The sequence below is a fragment of the Vibrio nereis NBRC 15637 genome (assembly GCF_001591105.1).
Taxonomy (GTDB): domain Bacteria; phylum Pseudomonadota; class Gammaproteobacteria; order Enterobacterales; family Vibrionaceae; genus Vibrio; species Vibrio nereis.
Map to the genome: position 1 here is coordinate 209,583 of NZ_BCUD01000002.1, position 18,327 is coordinate 227,909.

The following is an 18,327-nucleotide window of genomic DNA, read 5'->3' on the forward strand; positions in this document are numbered from 1 at the left end:
AATACGCTTAAAAAATCCGAGTGTTATCGCTACGTAACACTCGGATCTTTATATATGGAAAGCGTCAATCAGAACCGAAGCTAGAAGCCGATAATGTTCTTCGCTTCTAGTTCTGTAAAGTACTTAACGGTTTTTACTTTCAGTTCTTGTGTTGCCGGCTCGTCACACACAATCACTGCTTTAGGGTGAAGTTGTAGCGCTGAGACTGTCCACAAGTGGTTTACACATCCTTCTACCGCCGCTTCAAGTGCGAGAGCTTTATTGTGGCCGGTGACTAGGATCATCACTTCTTCTGCATCAAGCAGCGTGCCAACACCAATCGTTAAAGCGTATTTTGGAACTTGGTTAATATCGCCATCGAAGAAACGTGAGTTCGCGATACGAGTATCTTCAGTGAGCGTCTTGATTCGAGTGCGTGAAGAGAGCGAAGACGCTGGCTCGTTAAACGCGATATGACCATCGTTACCCACACCACCCATGAATAGGTTGATCTTGCCGTAAGATTTGATCTTATCTTCGTAGCGTTTGCACTCGACTTCGTTATCTTTCGCGTTACCGTCAAGAAGGTTGATGTTCTCTTCTTGAATGTCGATATGGTTGAAGAAGTTGTTGTACATGAACGAGCGGTACGATTCAGGGTGATCCGCAGGGATGCCAATGTACTCATCCATGTTAAATGTCACGACATTTTTAAAGCTCACTTCACCAGCTTGGTAAAGCTCAATCAGTGCTTTGTATGTGGCTAGTGGAGTGCCACCGGTTGGCAAACCTAAAACAAATGGACGCTCAGCAGTTGGCTTGAAATCATTAATACGCTTAACAATGTGAGCGGCTGCCCACTTACCTACTTGTGCTGCTTGCTTTAATGGGATGAGTCTCATTGTATGCCCCTACTATTAAAATTGTATGATGTTCTGAAACATTAATTCGCATTATAAAATAAGTGTTTTGTTTCTTCCATCGTTTTTGGTCAAAATTTGATGGATATTTTAAGTCTGCGCGAAAAATTGCATAATCACACCCTGTTTTCTACGTAAATGACACTTTGATTTGTATGCAAAATGCTCATTAATTTTCGTCGTTAATTTTTTATGACAACAGGAAAAAGGGCTCAAGAATGGCGAAACACATTGGAAACGGGGGTTTTGGCAAAGTTAACGCATTATTAATGTTGTTTAATAGGGGAGTAGGACTCAATTATTTGGGCTGTCTGCCGATAAAAGACAAGCTTAGCCATAAGAAAGAATACTGAATGAATATTATTGGGATCGCGATAGGGATTGTAGGGCTTCTTCTGCTTGCCATGTCTCTGTGGATGTTAGCGCTGTCTGTGCGAAAAAAGCGTTTAGAGCAGGAGCGTCGCGAGCGCGAAAAAGCCTATCGAAAAGCGATGGAAAAGAACCGCAAGCAAGAGCACGAAGAGCGCGTGTTCAAAGCAGAAAATAATGATATCCCTTCGATTTTGTTTCTCGCTAAGTTGGCGGAAAAAAACAAGCCCAAGGAAGCTCTGTATTGGTATACCAAAGCGGCTAAATTAGACAACGTGACGGGCATGTACGGCATTATTCGTATCAGCAACAAAATGACTCAAGATATGGTGCTGCGTGAACAATCTAAATTTTGGCAAACGTGTATCGCGGCCGTTGAAGGTAGCTTGGATCACAAGTATGAAATGGGTACCGCGCTCTTTTATGGTCGAGGCGTTGAGCCCGACCAAGTAAAAGCGATTGCTGTGCTGGAGTCTGCGGCCAATCATAATCATATCGAGTCCCTCGTTTTCCTTGGGGACTGGTGGATTTCTGAAAATAACCCAAATCCAGATCCTGCGCTGTCCTTTGAGTATTTCCGCAAAGCTGCGCACCTGAAGAGCAATGAAGGGCGCATGAAGTTGGGTATGAGCTACCTTAAAGGATTGGGTGTTCCAGCCAATCATGAAAAAGGGTGTTATTGGATAGAGCGGGCGGCAGAAAAAGGTTACGTACAGGCGATGTATATGGCAGGAGAGGCATGGATTGACTACCGCCCTAACGGCAATGCTATTGCGTATATTTGGCTCTTTTTGGCCAGTCAGCTTGGTTATGCACCTGCTAAGGTACTCAGAGATAAAGTCACAATGAATATCGGTGTGGATACGGTGGTTGGCTTGCAAGGTTTAACAAGACCGATATTGAAGAAAATCCGTGAAAATAGAGTGGGGAAACATTCAATCATTAAAGCGCTAAATAAGCTGTATAAGCGCAATGTTCCACTGGAAGAAGTCGATTTCGTTGAGGAAAGTGATGACATTCAGGCGGTTTCGGTGCAAGGCGATGAGCTGTTAGACCTTAACGAGCATTTAAGCGAAACGGCCACGGAGCCAGAAGAAAAACCGGAAAGGTTGGACTTTCGCCAGTTCTCTTAGAGATAAACGCGCCCGTCTGGGTGATTTCAGTAGATAAAAAAACGGCCTCACATTGTGAGGCCGTTTTACTAACAAATACAATCTACTTAGGCTTGTTCTTGCTTATGCTTCGCTTTACATACCGCTGCTGTGAAAATCACGTCTGTCGAGCTGTTTAGCGCGGTTTCCGCTGAGTCTTGGATCACACCAATGATGAAGCCAACAGCAACCACCTGCATTGCGATTTCGTTCGGAATACCAAACAGACCACATGCGAGTGGGATCAGAAGCAGTGAACCACCTGCCACACCAGAAGCACCACATGCAGAGACAGCAGCAACAATGCTTAGTAGTAGAGCAGTCAATAGGTCAACCTCAATACCCATTGTATGAACAGCAGCCAGTGTCAGTGTTGTGATTGTGATTGCTGCGCCGCCCATGTTGATAGTCGCGCCTAGAGGGATTGATACTGAGTAAGTATCTTCATCCAACTTCAGCTTTTCACACAGAGCCATGTTCACAGGAATGTTTGCTGCGCTTGAGCGAGTAAAGAATGCAGTTACACCACTTTCACGTAGACATTGCAGTACCAGAGGGTAAGGGTTCTGGCCCGTTTTCACGAGTACAATGATTGGGTTTACAACCAAAGCAATGATTGCCATTGAACCAAGTAGTACCGCTAATAGTTGTGCATAGCCAGCTAATGCTTCAAAGCCTGTTGTCGCCAGCGTTGAAGAGACAAGACCAAAGATACCAAATGGCGCAAGGCGGATGATAAAGCGTACGATCTGAGACACGCCGTGGCTTAGGTCTTCAAATACAGATTTAGTCGTACCCGATGCGTGGTGTAGAGCTAAACCTAGACCAATCGCCCAAGCTAAAATACCGATGTAGTTAGCGCTCATTAGTGCGTTAACAGGGTTATCTACCAGTTTAAACAGCAGCGTGTGGATGATTTCTGCAATACCCTGCGGTGGGGTTGCACCCTCTGCACCTGATGCCAGTGTTAACGTAGTCGGAAATAGGAAGCTAAGTACTACAGCGGTTAGCGCTGCTGCAAACGTACCCAAAAGGTAAAGAACTACGATAGGACGCATGTAAGTGTGTTGGTTTTTCTTTTGATTCGCAATCGATGCGGCAACCAGAATGAAAACCAAAACAGGAGCGACAGCTTTCAGTGCGCCAACAAAAAGGCTACCAAGTATACCTGCGCTTTTGGCGTAGTCTGGTGCAATAGTCGCTAAACCAACACCAAGTATGATGCCGGCTAGGATTTGCAAAACCAGATTGCCGCGCGCAAAACGGGCAATAAACGAGTTGTGTTGCATAGTTATCCCTGCAGTGAATAGTTATATTGAATTATAGTGACTTCAGCTATTAAAACTGAGCGAAACATACTAGCGCCTTGAAACAATGTGTCTAGAATTAATTTTTAATTAGCAGGAAAAATTAAAGGTCGGGCAAAGAGGTGATTTTTTGTATGGTATTTATCTCATTGTACGCAATAAAAAAGGAGCATAATGCCCCTTTCTATAGTGGTTTACTGACTGTTATTAATGGTGTTTCATACCACTCATCACTTTTTTGATCGGTGCGTTGAACGTTTGTTTTTCTCCGTTCGCAAAGGCGATCTCAACTTCAATTTTTTCACCTTCAACCAGTGGCTTTTTCAGCTCAAACAGCATGATGTGCAAACTGCCGGGTTTTAGAATCGTGGTACTGTTGGCAGAGACTTTGATTTGCTCAATTTGGCGCATTTTCATTATGTCGCCTTCTTTAATTACATCATGAAGTTCAACCTTGCCTGCTGCATCGGTACGAGCAGAGACAATAAAGCGATCCTCTTTGCTGTTGTTGACAAGCTCGGCAAACACCGCGCTGGTGGCTGCACTCGGTGGCGTGGCACGGGCGTAAGCGTGGTGAGTCATAATATCGGTATTCGCCTGTGCCAATGGGCTAAGTGCCAAAGTAGCCAGTAAGATCGTTTTTAGTTTCATCGTTAATTCCCTTCGATTGTTATTTTTTTGAATGCTTCCACAAGTGGTGCTGGTGTTAGCGTATGTGGCACTTTCGTGATGAGCGTGCCGTCGGGCTTCAGAAAGTAAAAATAAGAGCTGTGGTCGAGTGTGTATTTGAGTTCTGAGTTCTCAAGCTCTGTTTTACGGAAGATCACGCCGTAGCTATGCGCAAGAGGTGTCGTGATCTCTAAAGGTGCTGATAATCCTTCAATCATCGGATGGAAGTATTGCGCATACTTGTACGAGTCAGCGGCGGCATCACGCTCAGGGTCGAGAGAAATAAACATAGGACGAAATTGCGATTTGGTTTGTTCATCCGTTTGATTTAACGCACCAGCAAGCATAGCTAAGGATGTTGGGCAAACATCTGGACAGCGTGTGAAACCGAAGTAAACCACACGCACGCGTGAGTCATTCGGATCGAAAATATCCACGGGTTGGTTATCTTGACCAAATAGTATGGTTTGCTGCGTTTGCGAATCCGTGGCTGCTGGCTCAGAGTCTAGGAAAGTCTTTACACCAAATCCCAATACGAACGCTACCACTAAAATTAGTGACCAGTTTTTACTCATCTTTCCATCCTTAGAGATGTCTTCATCGTTTGTTGACCATCAGAAAGCTCACCGACCCAAGTCATCGCATCCGTTGTGCAAACGGGCAAGATGACTTCACCGATAAACAGACCTTGTTTGTTTTTCTGAAGTTTGAAAATGACGGTTCCCATTTCCATCTCATGACCTTCCATTTTCAGGAATAGCTCATTGGCTTCAGTTTTCGGCCATTCAACCGACATCTGAGTAGGAATAAGTGGCTGGCTGACATCTCGGTCTATCGTGACTTTTATGTCATCCTGAATACAAGCGGTGGTAGACAAAAGGCAGTAATCGCTAAGTGATGTGCGACTAAGTTGGTCTTGGAATCTTTCATACAGATCGTCGGCAAAAAAACCGGCAGTTAATGCCAAAGCGATCAGTAACAGTTTTACTGGCGAGGACACGATAATATCTCAATAACTCGAAAGGGTTATCCTAGCATTAAGGACTTATAAATACATGAGCAGCATGAGATTCTGTGCTTATGGTCAATCCATTGCAGGTATAAGCGGGTTAGTAGATATATGCTGCTGTAACTGGGTTGGCATGGTGGGGAGTAAAGCTGGCTGGGTAATGCCACCAGCCAGCACAGGCTTAATTCTCTTTTACAAACTGTTTAAAGCGCGCTTTTGTTTCAGCGTCCGCTTTGCCATACCAAAAATGCAGCATTTCTTCTGCAGTGCTTGCTTCTGACTGGGTTGAGAATGGCGTTTTATGTTGCCCAGTTGCGGCATTAGTCATCGCTGCGACACCGCCTTCTTGGTTGTACTTTTCAAGTTCTTGCTGGTAGTTGCGACCGATCTGCATGCCTTCCTTGATTAGCCGATCGTAGCTCAGCTCTAAAGGTGCATTGCTACCGTCAAGCATTTTATACGTTGCGCTTGGTAGTTCTCGCTTGGCATCGCGTTGGTTTCGATATTTAGGCAGGTCTAGAGTAAGCTCACTGTTGCTGGCATGGAATGTCGCAATGATTGGCTGGCTTTCAACAATAATGCGTTCGTTACCCTGATGAAAGTAAGGCTTGTAGCGAAATAGGATCTGGTTTTCCCCATCTGGGAGTGTCAGGGTTTTTTCGGCATCAAATAACCCACCTTCTAGCTTAGGAGTCTCACCATTGGCGATAAGTATCTCTACCGTATCTGGAATATCGAGTGTGACCTGAGCGGTCGCCGAGCCACTTAGAGCTATCATCATGACAGCAATGGGTAAGTTGTTTAGTCGCATATTGTGTGCCTTTTTCAGTGTGTATTGACTTTGCAGAGCAACTTGAGTTGTAGGCTATGAAACCACTCTCAATACAATTGATTTTACCGTCATAGTGACGATTAATACTATTTCTTCTGGTCAAATTTAATCAAAAAATTGAGCTACATTTCACGGTAACGGTGAATATTTGTCACTATATTGATGGCATGTCTAATACCAATGATAAGGATAACGCTATGAAATGCATATGGATGCGCGACAGCCGTTTTGTGTTGTCGTCATGGTTTAACTTAGACTATTGCTTATCGCTTCAAAGCAAAGAATCTCACTCCCTTTAATTTCCTTTTGGGCTGTCTTGCCCAGCAAGCTTTTAACTTGAAATATTACTTCTGTGCATAGCCGTGCAGGAATAAACACATCTATAGGAAATTAACATGAAACGTATCCCAGAACCTTTTCGCATCAAAATGGTTGAACCAATCAAAATGACCACGTATCAGGATCGCGTTGAAGCGCTCAATGAAGCTGGGCTGAATCCATTTTTATTGAGAAGTGACGACGTGTACATCGATTTGCTGACGGACTCTGGAACCGGAGCCATGAGTGATAATCAGTGGGCGGGTTTGATGCTCGGCGATGAGTCTTATGCTGGTAGCCGAAACTATTACAACTTATGTAACGCGGTTGAGCATTTCTTTGGCTATAAATTGACGGTGCCAGCTCACCAAGGTCGTGGTGCAGAGCAAATTCTGTTTCCAGCGTTGATCGAGCGTATGAAAACGGTGCGTGGCGGGACAGAGCCCGTGTTCATCTCCAACTATCATTTTGATACGACAGCTGGGCATATCGAGCTGAACGGTGGTAAGGCTATCAATGTCGTCGACAAGCACGCTTTCGACACCACAACGCCGTACGACTGGAAAGGTAATTTTGACCTGCCAAAACTGGTTGAAACAATTGAGGAGCACGGTGCAAAAAATATCTGTGCCATTATCACGACTGTTACGTGTAACAGCTCGGGTGGTCAGCCTGTCTCCATGGAAAATATGCGTGCAGTGTATGAAATTGCCACGAAGTATGACATCCCGGTTGTGATTGATTCAGCCCGGTACTGTGAGAACGCGTACTTTATCAAGCAGCGTGAAGAAGGCTACCAGGATACGTCTATTCTAGAGATCATCCGTGAGATGTATCAATACGGTGATATGTTGACGATGTCGGCGAAAAAAGACCCTATGGTCAATATCGGTGGTATGTGTTGTATTCGTGATCATAAAGAGCTGTTCCAAGCGGTACAGACACTCTGTGTACCCATGGAAGGTTTCGTGACTTACGGTGGTATGGCTGGGCGTGATATGGAAGCGTTGGCGCGAGGTCTTTACGAAGCCGCGGATGAAGATTACCTGCATTACCGCATCAGCCAAGTTCAATATTTGGGTGAACGATTGCGTGAAGGGGGAATCCCGATCCAGTACCCGACGGGTGGCCACGCCGTGTTTGTTGATGCAGCCAAGATTCTGCCACACATTCCTGCCGATGAGTTTCCAGCGCAGGTGCTATGTAACGCGCTTTATCTTGAAGCGGGCATTCGCGCGGTAGAGATTGGCTCACTGTTGTTAGGGCGAGATCCTGACACGGGTGAACAGAAAGCTTCTGAGTTGGAATTAATGCGCTTAACCATTCCACGCCGTGTGTATACCAACGATCATATGGATTACATTGCGGATGCGATTATCGCGCTAAAAGAACGTGCTAGCGAACTTAAGGGGCTCTCATTTGAATATGAACCACCCGTTCTCCGCCACTTTACCGCACGGTTTCGCTCTAAGTAGATCCTAACGACCTACTGTATATCATGATATTTGTTAGCCTCATTTCTTGGAAGTGGGGCTTTTTTCGGTCCATATCGCTATTTTCTTCTTGTTAAACTCAAAATAAGCCTAATGAATGTCTATTTCTTTTGAGCCTAGAAATAGATTGATTCTTGACTCAATATCAGACTTGTCGTGCAACAAGATGTCATAAAGAATGTGATTTTTGGTCTTGACTCGTAAAGCATTTTTTATTGTTTCTATCTAGTAATCAGTCTCTTAATACTGTGGTTGATGTTCTTCATTTGATGTTGATGAACAGACCACACTCTGATGCAGAGTAAACTTCAAGGAATAAGAGATTAGATATGAATCGTATTACCTTATGTGCCGCAAGTATTGCAATGGCGTTGTCCGGAGCTGCAATCGCAGCACCAGCAGCTCCAAGCGTTGATGTATATGGCTCGAACAATCTGCAGTTCTCTAAAATAGAACTCGCAATGGAAACCACTGCTGGTTATAACCAGATGGTGCAATATTTTGACGAGGCAAGAATCACAGTTAAGTTTAACCAGTGGAGTGGTTCAACTGGCGATACCTACCGAATTTTGTTCGATGGCGTAGAAGTAGCAACTGGCCCAATTACGGGGAGCCAGACAGCCGCTAACTTTACCTATGGTAAAGGTGGTCGCTATGAAATGACGATTGAAGCGTGTGATGCGACAGGTTGTAGTACCAGTAGCCCTGCTGAAATCGTGATTGCTGATACTGATGGCTCTCACCTGCCGCCACTTAAGATGAACGTTGATCCAAACAACAAAACATTCAACACAGATCCTAACACTGTCGTTGGTACTTACTTTGTTGAGTGGGGCATCTACGACCGTAAATATACGGTTGATAACATGCCAGCGGACAACTTAACGCACGTTCTATACGGTTTCATTCCAATCTGTGGTCCAAATGAATCTTTGAAATCGGTTGGTGGTAACAGCTTTAACGCCCTGCAAACGGCATGTAATGGTGTGAATGACTACGAAGTGGTTATCCACGACCCGTGGGCAGCATTCCAGAAGAGCTTCCCGCAAGCTGGTCACGAATACAGCACGCCGATTAAAGGTAACTACGCAATGCTCATGGCATTGAAACAGCGTAATCCTGACCTAAAAATCATCCCATCTATCGGTGGTTGGACGCTATCAGACCCATTCTTCGATTTCACCACCAAAGCGAACCGAGACACTTTTGTTGCCTCTGTTGAGCGCTTCCTAAAAACTTGGAAGTTCTACGACGGTGTGGATATTGACTGGGAATTCCCTGGTGGCGGCGGTGAAAATGCCAACCTAGGCGATCCAGTGAACGATGGCCCAGCTTACATCGCATTGATGCGTGAATTGCGTGCGATGCTTGATAAGCTTGAAGCAGAAACTGGCCGTACTTACGAGCTAACATCTGCAATCGGTGTTGGTCACGACAAGATTGAAGACGTGAACTATGGTGAAGCTGTCCAACATATGGACTACATCTTCGCGATGACTTACGACTTCTACGGTGGTTGGAACAATGTACCTGGTCACCAAACTGCGCTTTACTGTGGTAGCTTTATGGCACCAGGCCAGTGTGATGGCACAGGTGTTGACGCTAACGGCAAGCCATTTACAGGCCCTGCTTACACAGCAGATAACGGTATCCAGTTGCTTCTAGCACAAGGTGTTCCGGCGAACAAACTGGTTCTTGGTACAGCCATGTATGGCCGTGGTTGGGAAGGTGTGATGCCAAGCACACTGACCGATCCTACCGATCCAATGACAGGTACTGCGACAGGTAAACTGAAAGGTACATCAGCGCAAGGTATCTGGGAAGCGGGCGTTATCGACTACAAAGGCATTAAAGCCAACATGCTCGGTGCAAGCCACCAAGGCATCAACGGTTTTGAATATGGCTATGATGCGCAAGCTGAAGCACCTTGGGTGTGGAACCGCACAACTGGTGAGCTAATCACGTTTGATGATGATCGTTCGGTTAAAGCGAAAGGTGCGTACGCCCGTTCTCTTGGCCTAGCGGGTCTATTCTCGTGGGAAATCGATGCAGACAACGGTGACATCCTCAACGCCATGCATGAAGGTCTAGCGGGTGGTACAACAACCCCTGTTAACCGTGCACCTAGTGCAAATGCAGGCGCAGACCTAACGGTTGTTGGTCCAGCGGCAGTAACGTTGGACGGCGGTGCTTCAAAAGACACTGATGGCTCTATTGCTGGTTACCAGTGGACGCAGGTTTCAGGAACTCCTGTGACAGTATCCGCTTCTACGAGTGCTGCCGCGAGCTTTGATGCTCCTCAAGTGTCACAAGCAGAACAGCTTGTCTTCAAGTTGACAGTAACCGATAACCAAGGTGCAACCGCATCAGATATGGTGACAGTGACTGTGAATCCTAAAGATGTCACTACACCGGTCAACAAGGCTCCAGTCGCAGCAATTACTGCACCTGCAACAGCGCAAGCTGGTGATGTGGTAGTGGTGGATGCGTCTGTATCATCAGATGCCGATAACGACACGTTAACGTTTGAGTGGAACGTGCCAGCTGGTATCAATGCGACAGTAGATGGCGCGACAGTGAGTTTTGTTGCTCCAGAATACACCCAAGATACGTCACTGACGTTTGCTGTAACAGTAAGTGATGGCCAAGCAACGTCAACAACGTCTGCAACAGTCGTTGTCGCTGAGAAAGTGACAAACGGCGGTGGTGAAGTGTGTGGCGATCTGTGGGAAGCGGGTACGGTTTACACAGGTGGAGACCAAGTTTCTTGGGCCGGTAAGGTTTGGGAAGCAAAATGGTGGACACGCAACGACGATCCAACTAAGTCTGGTCAGTGGGGTGTGTGGAAAGAAGTTGGCGCAGCAAACTGCTCGACTAACTAATCTCTCGATTGATTCAACACTGAGATAAAAACAAAGCCATTCAGGGTTAACCTGAATGGCTTTTCTTATTTATCACTGTTTTCTAAACAGGGCCGCGTTGCTACGAGTCAGTGATATGCCAATTCAAACGCACTGAGCGAGTTTAATTGACCGCTTTGACTTTGCCTTGTTTAAGATTATTCAGCACTTCAGCTTTAGGGCCATCGGCAATGACACAGCCTTTTTCCATTACAATCACACGGTCAACAACATCAAGCATCGATGTTTTGTGCGTAATCAGAATCAATGTCTCACTCGGTTTCAATTGAGCAAGCTGATGTTTGATGTGCATTTCAGAACGGTTATCCATGGCACTGGTTGGTTCATCCAAAAGCAGAACTGGTGGACGGCCCAGCAGTGCGCGAGCAATCGCAACGGCTTGACGTTGACCGCCAGAAAGTAGCAGACCACCTTCACCCACTTGGCGTTCAAGACCGGCCGGATCTTGTTGAGTAAACACGGTCACACCGGCGCGGTTTGCGGCATCCATAACATCACGGTCATCCGCAAGAGGTCGCCCTAACGTAATGTTATCTCGCACTGAGCCGTAAAACAGTTGGCTGTCTTGTGGAACGCAACCAATATTCCTTCTGATATCAATATGATGAAGTTGCTGAATATCGGTATCATCGATTCGGATATGCCCTTCGGTGGGTTGGTACAAGCCCATGATCAAACGCTCCAGCGTGGTTTTACCCGAACCAATACGGCCGATGATCGCCACTTTTTCACCTGGGTTAATCGTCAGGCTCAAATCCCGAATCGAAGCCACTGGCGAATCCGGATAGTGGAACGTCACTTTATCTAGCTCAATTTTACCGTGCACGATTGGTCGGTGAATGTAGCGTTTTCCTTCTTCTTGTTCATCAGGCATGGACATCACTTGTTCAATGATGGTCATCGACGATTTAGCCTGATTATAACGAGTCGAGAGTAGAGAGAGTTGCACCATCGGGCTGATTGCTCGTCCGCTTAACATGGTCGCCGCAATTAACCCACCCATGGTGAGCTCGCCTTCTGCGATAAGGTAAACACCCAGAATGATCATCCCGACATTGGATGCCTGCTGGACAAAGCCAGCGGTATTTTGGATGCCATCCGTGATACGACGGCTCTTGATGTTCCAGTTTGCCATATGGGCAACCGCTTCTTCCCAGCGGAACTGAAATTGACTTTGTGCGCCAAACAGTTTCACCGTTTCAAGCCCAGCCAAACTCTCGATTAAGTTTGCGTACTTTTGTGAAGCAAGGCGAGAACCTTCTTCAATGGTATGACGTAAAGGCCCTTGGATCAGCAGCGAGTAGATCACTAGAATTAACACGCCGACAATCGGTACCAACACAAGATTGCCTGCCATCAGCCAAATGAGCAGTAGGAACATCAGCGCAAAAGGTAGGTCAATCAGTGAGCTGATCGTTGCCGAAGTGAAGAACTCGCGAATCGATTCGAACTCTTGCAAATGGCGAGCAAACGCACCAACCGAAGGTGGCTTGGCCTCCATGCGAATCCCCATCACTTTACTAAATAGCTTCGAAGAAATGAGAATATCTGACTTCTTACCAGCCACATCAATAAAGTAACTTCTGAGTAACTTCAACGACAAGTCAAAAAAGAAGATAACGAAAACACCGCTGGCGAGGACCCACAAGGTTTCGAACGCGAGGTTGGGCACGACTTTATCGTATACCAAGCGCGTGAACATGGGAGCCGCGATGGCGAACAAGTTGATCAGTACTGAGGCAATAAGCACATCGCGGTAGATGCGTTTTGATTGCCAAATGGTACTCCAAAACCAGTGGCCTTTTTTGGTCTTAAGAATTTCTGGTGAACGTTCATCGTAACGAAACTGCTTCTTAACCAGAAAGTAGCGACCAGAGTATTGTTCTTCCAATTCATCCTTGGTGATTGATATTGGTACAAGCCCTGTGTCGCCCGTGACAATCTCGACCTCGCCGCTGTCCTTATTAATGCTGTTTAAAACACACGCGTCACCCTCTTTTAAAATCAGAACAACGGGAAGGACTAATTGCGAAATCGAGCTTAAGTCGGCTCGGTTTTCTTTGGCAACTAACCCGGCACGCTCTGCGGAGCGCGGAAATAAGAATGGCGTGAGCTTGCCATCCGTCAGTGGCAAGCCGTTAATGAGTGCTTCTGGTGAATTAGCTAACCCGTAGTAGCGGCTAACGTAGATAAGGGAGTTTAATAGCGGATCCTGCATGCTATGCCTTTTAGTCATTATTTATCTACGATGAAGCCTTGGAAGACTTCAATAAAGTGCTCAGATAAGAAATCAAGCTGAGTCTGGGTTTCTACACGGGACGCAATAGTCTTAATGCCTAAGTTATGAGCCGTTCTAGAAATTGACGTTAATGTGAATTTCTGTTTCTCGTCGTCCAAGTGGTGTGTGTAGAGATAATCCAACTTAACATACGCTGGGCGGAATTCGTTGATGTAGTCCAGAGACTGGAAATTTCGGCCATAATTATCAACACCAAAATCTGCGCCAGCGGAACGTACCGCGTTACAAAATAGCGCCGTATGGTGAGGTGCGTTGATAAAGCAGTTTTCAGGAATTTCAAAATGCAGCAGTTCAGCAACGTCTTTATTTTTATTCAGGAATTGTGTTACCCAACGAATAAAGCTTGGCTGAGAGATACTGCTCTGTGCAATGTTGATGGCGATAGGTTCAGAAACACTCTCTGCTTTAAGGCGGTTCACCATTGACTCGATTACGTATTCATCGAACACATGGCTGACGCCCAGTTGTTCAAGTGCATAGAGGTATTGATTGGCGCTGAATCGCTCGCCATCTTTTTCAATCGCAGAGAACACCTCGCGATGATAGGCTTGGCCCCAGGAGTTATTTGCTGCTTGGAATCTAAAATTAACCCAATCATTATTAATCGCTTCTTCTACCAGGTGCTTCCATTGCTGTTTACCCATCAATGTTGAGCTACTTGCTGACGACACATAACCGTAGGATTGCTCTGGGTTCGACTTCGCGCTTGCTAGGGCGTTGTCCAACATGGTTAGAATCTCGCTTGAGTCCTTTCTAGATTCATTATGCACAAGACCCAAGGCAAAATTCGGCGTCGCCATTCCAGTTGGATCTGCGTTGATGTCTTGAACAAAAGTAATGATGCTGTCCGCGATAAGTTTCAGCTCTGATGTATCCATATTAGGAAGGATCAAACCGAACTCCTCTGTGGAAATTCGCGCTAAGGTCAGATCAGGGGATGTTAGCGATACTTTCAGATGATCGGCGAGCTCTCGTATCATGCCATCACCCGCTTCATAGCCTTTGTCTTCGTAAAGCTCTTTGATAAAGCTTGCTTCGAGTATTGCAACGCCACCCATACCGCTTTCATTAAGCCAGCTGTTTAGCTGACTCATGTAGTAGGCCCTGTTACCAAGGCCAGATACAGGGTCGATATACGCACGCTCGCGAAGTTGCTGAGCTTCCTTGGCCTGTGCTTTAAAGGATTTTTCTAGCTGGGAAGACATACTATTAATGCCATCGACGACATAGATAAGGTCTTGTGTCGCTGGTCTAGGAAGAGGGTCACCAAACTGGTTTTTCGCAACTTGTTCCATCTTTTTGACGATAAGTTGCAGAGGACGTAGCGCTCGACGAAGAATGAATGAGATAGAGAACAAACCAATGAGTAAGATAATGCTGAAAGCAATAACTAAACGTTCAAACGCCGACCATAACTGGGTGTAGGCGTCCCCAGTATGGCTAACAATTTCAACTTCGGCTAACTGCATCCAGCCGCTTGTGACGACTCTTCGGTCATGAATTTTCTCAAATAGGTTTAAGCTGACAAACCAGTCTGGAACGTCAATCGCTTGAACAGGGTAGGTACGAAGGATCTCTTCTTCAGTATCCAGGAAGATTAGCCGAACAATAGAGTAGCTGCTGCCATCAAACAGGGCATTGATTACAGACTCCACGGCAACATGGTCTTTGGCTTCTAAGTATGGGGCGAGTGCCAGCCCAACAGTGTTAATGGTGTTGTTAACTTCAGAACGTTGTTGCTGAACTAAGTTATCGCGAGTGGTGTTAAACTCGATGATAAAGACCGAGATCAGTAACATCAAGAAAACAGCAATCATCCCTGCGACAAGTTGTTTATATAATGTCATATTGCCTACTCATCAAAATTGATTATTGGTTTGTTTAGTTTGAGTGATTTTTCACGGGCGCGGAGATCATTCCAAAGGCTTAACCTTGATGATTTCCCAGCCAATTGCCCTTGCTTTGATTTCATTAACCAAAGGTTTTGACCGTTAAAGCTGTAGATAGGCAGTAAGTCCCGTCTTTGCGAGGCCAATTTTATCTCTGGGTTGATGTTATCAAGCAGTATTGGTTCTGAGCTTGGTGTTGAATAGTATGCCAAGACCATATGAAATTGATTTAGATCAATGGCTTTAACATACACCAGTCGAAGTTTCTTATCTGAGACACCCAGCTCCAGCAGTGAGAAGTACTTGGCGATGGTGAAATCTTCACAGTCACCTGCGTTGCTACCCAAGAACTCAAGTGGGGTCGCCCAGTAATCTTTTTGTCCCCAGAGCTGGTCGTCGTCAACGAAATAGAGCTGATTGAAGAAGTCGTTGACCCTTGTTAACTTCTCACGATCATTCAAAGACGCGTAGTCAGACATTTTCTGTCGCCATGTTTCCACGCGCCTTCCTGCTCTATCTCCATAAGTTTGTCGCACAGCATCAATCCAACGTTGCTCTTGAGTATTAAGAGCAAGAGACGCGGTTGAGCCAGCAAACAGCAGTAAAACTGCAAGGAGAGATCTCATTTGGTCACTATTGGTTGATATTTAGTCGGTGAAAATAGATACATGGCGGTATGCTTACTCCTTAAGTGCGTTATTTCTGGCGCTTAATATTGGTCTTAGCAAATATTCCATGACCGTACGTTTGCCCGTGATGATGTCTACAGAGGCTGTCATGCCTGGAATAATAGGCAGAGAATCATCTTTGCTGAGGCCAGTCTCTTTTGTCCGGACTCGGACTAAATAGAAGCTATTTCCTTCTTCGTCTGTGGTGGTATCGGCACTAATGTGTTCCAGAACGCCTTCAAGTCCGCCGTACTTAGTAAAGTCATAGGCGGTAAACTTCACCACAGCAGGTAAGTCTGGGCGCAAAAAAGCGATATCTTGCGGAGCAATTTTTGCCTCCACTAACAAGGTGTCTTCGCTCGGTACGATTTCAACAATATCCATACCGGGCTGAATAACACCGCCGACGGTATTGATGTTCAGTGTTTTCACGGTGCCGGTAACAGGGGAGGTGACGATGGTTCTGTTTACACGGTCTTCTAGGCCGACGGCGGATTCCGTCATTGCAGAAAGCTTGTCTTCCGCTAGGTTTAGTTTCTCTTGTTGCTCCGAGAGAAACTTCTGAGCCACGTCGATTCGATTCAACATGGTTTCGCGGATCGCGGACTCTAAAACGGGGATTTTAAGTTCGCTTGAGGTGAGTTCTCTGCGCGTATCGTTGACTTGTCTTTGCAGTTTTAGCAGCTCAATTCTTGGTACTACGCCTTCATCGGCAAGAGGCCTAGTGATCTCGAGCTCTTTACGAGCGTAGCTATAGCTGGCGCGAAGGTTACGGACACGCGCTTTAATTTCGATTAAGTCTTGCTGCTTTTGCTTGACTTGCTGATCCGTCAGTGAGAGTTGGTTTCTCAGCTCGTTTAGGTTTTGGCGATATTCTGCTCGTTGGCGGCTAACCAGCTCTGGGTTCTCTTTTCTGAACTCGTCTGGGAACTTGAGTTGTTCAGAATTTAACTTAACGCTGTCTTGCCAATTATTGCCATCGAGTTTTTCATTGATTATCACGCTGCTGATGGACGCTGAAAGCTGCAATACGCTGGCTTGTAAGTTGGCGACTTGCTGCTCTCTTTCACGAAAATCTGAGCGGAAACGCGTGTCATCAATGAGCAAGAGCTGTTGGCCTTTTTCGACTTGTTGACCTTCACGAATGAGGATCTCTTTAACCAAGCCACCTTCAAGGTTTTGCACAATTTGTATTTGTGAAGATGGAACCACTTTTCCTTGCCCAACGGTGACTTTGTCTATTTGAGCCCATGAGGCCCAGACCCCCGCAAGAACAAAAAAGATCACCATGACCCAAAGCATAATTCGTGCATTGTTTGGTGTATTTAATAGTAAAGCTGCCGTTTTATCATCGACATACTCCAACTCGCTCGGAGTAAGTTTGTTATAACTGCTCTTACTCATTGGTGATCCTTGTAGATTTGAGTTATTTAATTGATTTTATTACTGCAAACTTAAAAAGTTAAGAAATTGCTGTGAGAATCGCGTTTCGAAGCTGCAAACATCACGAAACGGTGCAATTAACAGTTTGAGTGTAGCTTTTGTAGTGAGGCTTATGCTTGAGTTCTTTGATATTTGGGCGCACAATCAGCAAAAAAATTGCGAGGACAAAAGATGGAACTTGAAGATATTCGCCGAGAATATACAAAAGGTGGATTGAGAAGAAAAGATTTGCTTGCTGATCCTATTGCTCAATTCGATTTTTGGCTGAAACAAGCGGTGGAAGCAAAACTTACCGACCCGACCGCGATGACAGTGGCAACCGTCGATAATACCGGGCAACCTTTTCAACGCATTGTTCTCCTTAAGCATGTCGATCAAGATGGCTTTGTCTTTTATACCAACCTTGGCAGCCGTAAAGCCCAGCAGATTGAAGTGAACTCGAAAGTAAGTCTTCACTTTCCTTGGCACCCTCTAGAACGTCAGGTTCATATTACCGGTGTTGCAGAGAAATTGTCGATGGTTGAAAACATGAAGTACTTTTCTTCTCGACCAAAAGAGAGCCAATTAGCGGCAATCGCCAGTAAACAGAGCAGCCGTATTTCTGCACGCGGGGTTTTAGAAGGCAAGTTCTTAGAGCTCAAGCAAAAATTCGAGAAAGGTGAAATTCCAGTACCGAGCTTTTGGGGTGGTTTTCGCATTCGCCCAACGTCAATAGAGTTTTGGCAGGGTGGGGAGCACCGACTGCATGACCGCTTCCTTTTCTCTAAAGAAGAGAAAGATTGGCATATTGATCGCTTAGCGCCATAACAACACGCCATCAAGATAGATTAACGTCGCAATATGCGGCGTTTTTTTATGTCCGCGAGTGATGAAATATACGAAAGTATGATCAAGGATATCCTTGATCATCGTTCAGTTCTCTTAATGTTTGAAAGCGCTAAGGGTTTGACAATTTCACTGGTGAGCTCACTTTCGCAGACATGTTTTACTACGAATAGAATGAGTCTATGTAGAGTGAGTATGTTTTTAACTTATTGAATATATGTTGCTTTTTTGGGTT

The 18,327-nt window shown here is 45.6% G+C and carries 14 protein-coding genes; 4 read left to right on the top strand and 10 right to left on the bottom strand.

What is annotated here, in order from left to right; all coding sequences use genetic code 11:
* Positions 1-80: 80 nt before the first annotated feature.
* On the bottom strand, positions 81-881 hold the full coding sequence (gene nagB / locus VNE01S_RS03810; protein ID WP_053396042.1) for a glucosamine-6-phosphate deaminase: 801 nt from the start codon (positions 879-881) through the stop codon (positions 81-83).
* 371 nt (positions 882-1,252) lie between these two features.
* Between nagB and VNE01S_RS03815 the strand changes: the two genes are divergently transcribed.
* Positions 1,253-2,401, top strand: a complete 1,149-nt coding sequence (locus VNE01S_RS03815) for a tetratricopeptide repeat protein (RefSeq protein WP_053396043.1) — start codon at positions 1,253-1,255, stop codon at positions 2,399-2,401.
* An 86-nt stretch (positions 2,402-2,487) separates the two neighbouring features.
* Here VNE01S_RS03815 and sstT read toward each other — a convergent pair whose 3' ends face one another.
* The 5 genes from sstT to VNE01S_RS03840 all read right to left on the bottom strand — a co-directional run bounded on the left by sstT (position 2,488) and on the right by VNE01S_RS03840 (position 6,215).
* The gene (sstT, locus tag VNE01S_RS03820) at positions 2,488-3,708 is read right to left on the bottom strand and encodes a serine/threonine transporter SstT (RefSeq protein ID WP_053396044.1); all 1,221 of its coding nucleotides are present in this window, start codon (positions 3,706-3,708) and stop codon (positions 2,488-2,490) included.
* A 225-nt stretch (positions 3,709-3,933) separates the two neighbouring features.
* Complete coding sequence (locus VNE01S_RS03825; RefSeq protein WP_053396045.1) at positions 3,934-4,377, bottom strand: copper chaperone PCu(A)C; 444 nt, start codon at positions 4,375-4,377, stop codon at positions 3,934-3,936.
* A gap of 2 nt (positions 4,378-4,379) precedes the next feature.
* Positions 4,380-4,970: an SCO family protein gene (locus VNE01S_RS03830; protein ID WP_053396046.1), complete on the bottom strand. Its 591-nt coding sequence runs from the start codon at positions 4,968-4,970 to the stop codon at positions 4,380-4,382.
* Entirely contained in the window at positions 4,967-5,395 is a 429-nt protein-coding gene (locus VNE01S_RS03835) for a hypothetical protein (protein WP_053396047.1), read from the bottom strand. The genes VNE01S_RS03830 and VNE01S_RS03835 overlap by 4 nt, the downstream gene beginning before the upstream one ends.
* Before the next feature lie 190 nt (positions 5,396-5,585).
* Positions 5,586-6,215: a DUF2057 family protein gene (locus tag VNE01S_RS03840; RefSeq protein WP_053396048.1), complete on the bottom strand. Its 630-nt coding sequence runs from the start codon at positions 6,213-6,215 to the stop codon at positions 5,586-5,588.
* A gap of 416 nt (positions 6,216-6,631) precedes the next feature.
* Between VNE01S_RS03840 and VNE01S_RS03845 the strand changes: the two genes are divergently transcribed.
* Both VNE01S_RS03845 and VNE01S_RS03850 read left to right on the top strand, forming a co-directional pair.
* The gene (locus VNE01S_RS03845; RefSeq protein ID WP_053396049.1) at positions 6,632-8,029 is read left to right on the top strand and encodes a tryptophanase; all 1,398 of its coding nucleotides are present in this window, start codon (positions 6,632-6,634) and stop codon (positions 8,027-8,029) included.
* Between the two features lie 347 nt (positions 8,030-8,376).
* Positions 8,377-10,929 carry a glycosyl hydrolase family 18 protein gene (locus VNE01S_RS03850; protein ID WP_053396050.1) on the top strand — a complete coding sequence of 851 codons (2,553 nt, stop codon included), beginning with the start codon at positions 8,377-8,379 and terminating at the stop codon, positions 10,927-10,929.
* 142 nt (positions 10,930-11,071) lie between these two features.
* On the opposite strand, the gene VNE01S_RS03855 is transcribed toward VNE01S_RS03850, so the two are convergent.
* Genes VNE01S_RS03855 through VNE01S_RS03870 form a run of 4 tightly spaced genes read right to left on the bottom strand, consistent with a single transcriptional unit; the run spans position 11,072 to position 17,228 of the window.
* Positions 11,072-13,186, bottom strand: a complete 2,115-nt coding sequence (locus VNE01S_RS03855; RefSeq protein WP_053396051.1) for a type I secretion system permease/ATPase — start codon at positions 13,184-13,186, stop codon at positions 11,072-11,074.
* 17 nt (positions 13,187-13,203) lie between these two features.
* Positions 13,204-15,114, bottom strand: coding sequence for a bifunctional diguanylate cyclase/phosphodiesterase (locus VNE01S_RS03860; protein ID WP_053396052.1), 1,911 nt, complete (start codon positions 15,112-15,114; stop codon positions 13,204-13,206).
* Positions 15,115-15,119: 5 nt separating this feature from the next.
* A complete protein-coding gene (locus VNE01S_RS03865; RefSeq protein ID WP_053396053.1) occupies positions 15,120-15,782 on the bottom strand; it encodes a transglutaminase-like cysteine peptidase in 663 nt (220 codons plus the stop codon).
* A gap of 54 nt (positions 15,783-15,836) precedes the next feature.
* Positions 15,837-17,228 (bottom strand): HlyD family type I secretion periplasmic adaptor subunit, encoded by a 1,392-nt coding sequence (locus VNE01S_RS03870; protein WP_053396054.1) that lies wholly within the window; start codon positions 17,226-17,228, stop codon positions 15,837-15,839.
* Between the two features lie 210 nt (positions 17,229-17,438).
* Between VNE01S_RS03870 and pdxH the strand changes: the two genes are divergently transcribed.
* A complete protein-coding gene (pdxH, locus tag VNE01S_RS03875; protein ID WP_053396055.1) occupies positions 17,439-18,074 on the top strand; it encodes a pyridoxamine 5'-phosphate oxidase in 636 nt (211 codons plus the stop codon).
* Positions 18,075-18,327: the final 253 nt, after the last annotated feature.

Coding starts and splice junctions, on each gene's coding strand:
- VNE01S_RS03860 (WP_053396052.1), bottom strand. CDS start 15,114: ATGACATTATATAAACAACTTGTCGCAGGGATGATTGCTGTTTTCTTG.
- VNE01S_RS03845 (WP_053396049.1), top strand. CDS start 6,632: ATGAAACGTATCCCAGAACCTTTTCGCATCAAAATGGTTGAACCAATC.
- sstT (WP_053396044.1), bottom strand. CDS start 3,708: ATGCAACACAACTCGTTTATTGCCCGTTTTGCGCGCGGCAATCTGGTT.
- VNE01S_RS03855 (WP_053396051.1), bottom strand. CDS start 13,186: ATGCAGGATCCGCTATTAAACTCCCTTATCTACGTTAGCCGCTACTAC.
- VNE01S_RS03850 (WP_053396050.1), top strand. CDS start 8,377: ATGAATCGTATTACCTTATGTGCCGCAAGTATTGCAATGGCGTTGTCC.
- VNE01S_RS03830 (WP_053396046.1), bottom strand. CDS start 4,970: ATGAGTAAAAACTGGTCACTAATTTTAGTGGTAGCGTTCGTATTGGGA.
- VNE01S_RS03840 (WP_053396048.1), bottom strand. CDS start 6,215: ATGCGACTAAACAACTTACCCATTGCTGTCATGATGATAGCTCTAAGT.
- pdxH (WP_053396055.1), top strand. CDS start 17,439: ATGGAACTTGAAGATATTCGCCGAGAATATACAAAAGGTGGATTGAGA.
- VNE01S_RS03815 (WP_053396043.1), top strand. CDS start 1,253: ATGAATATTATTGGGATCGCGATAGGGATTGTAGGGCTTCTTCTGCTT.
- nagB (WP_053396042.1), bottom strand. CDS start 881: ATGAGACTCATCCCATTAAAGCAAGCAGCACAAGTAGGTAAGTGGGCA.
- VNE01S_RS03865 (WP_053396053.1), bottom strand. CDS start 15,782: ATGAGATCTCTCCTTGCAGTTTTACTGCTGTTTGCTGGCTCAACCGCG.
- VNE01S_RS03870 (WP_053396054.1), bottom strand. CDS start 17,228: ATGAGTAAGAGCAGTTATAACAAACTTACTCCGAGCGAGTTGGAGTAT.
- VNE01S_RS03825 (WP_053396045.1), bottom strand. CDS start 4,377: ATGAAACTAAAAACGATCTTACTGGCTACTTTGGCACTTAGCCCATTG.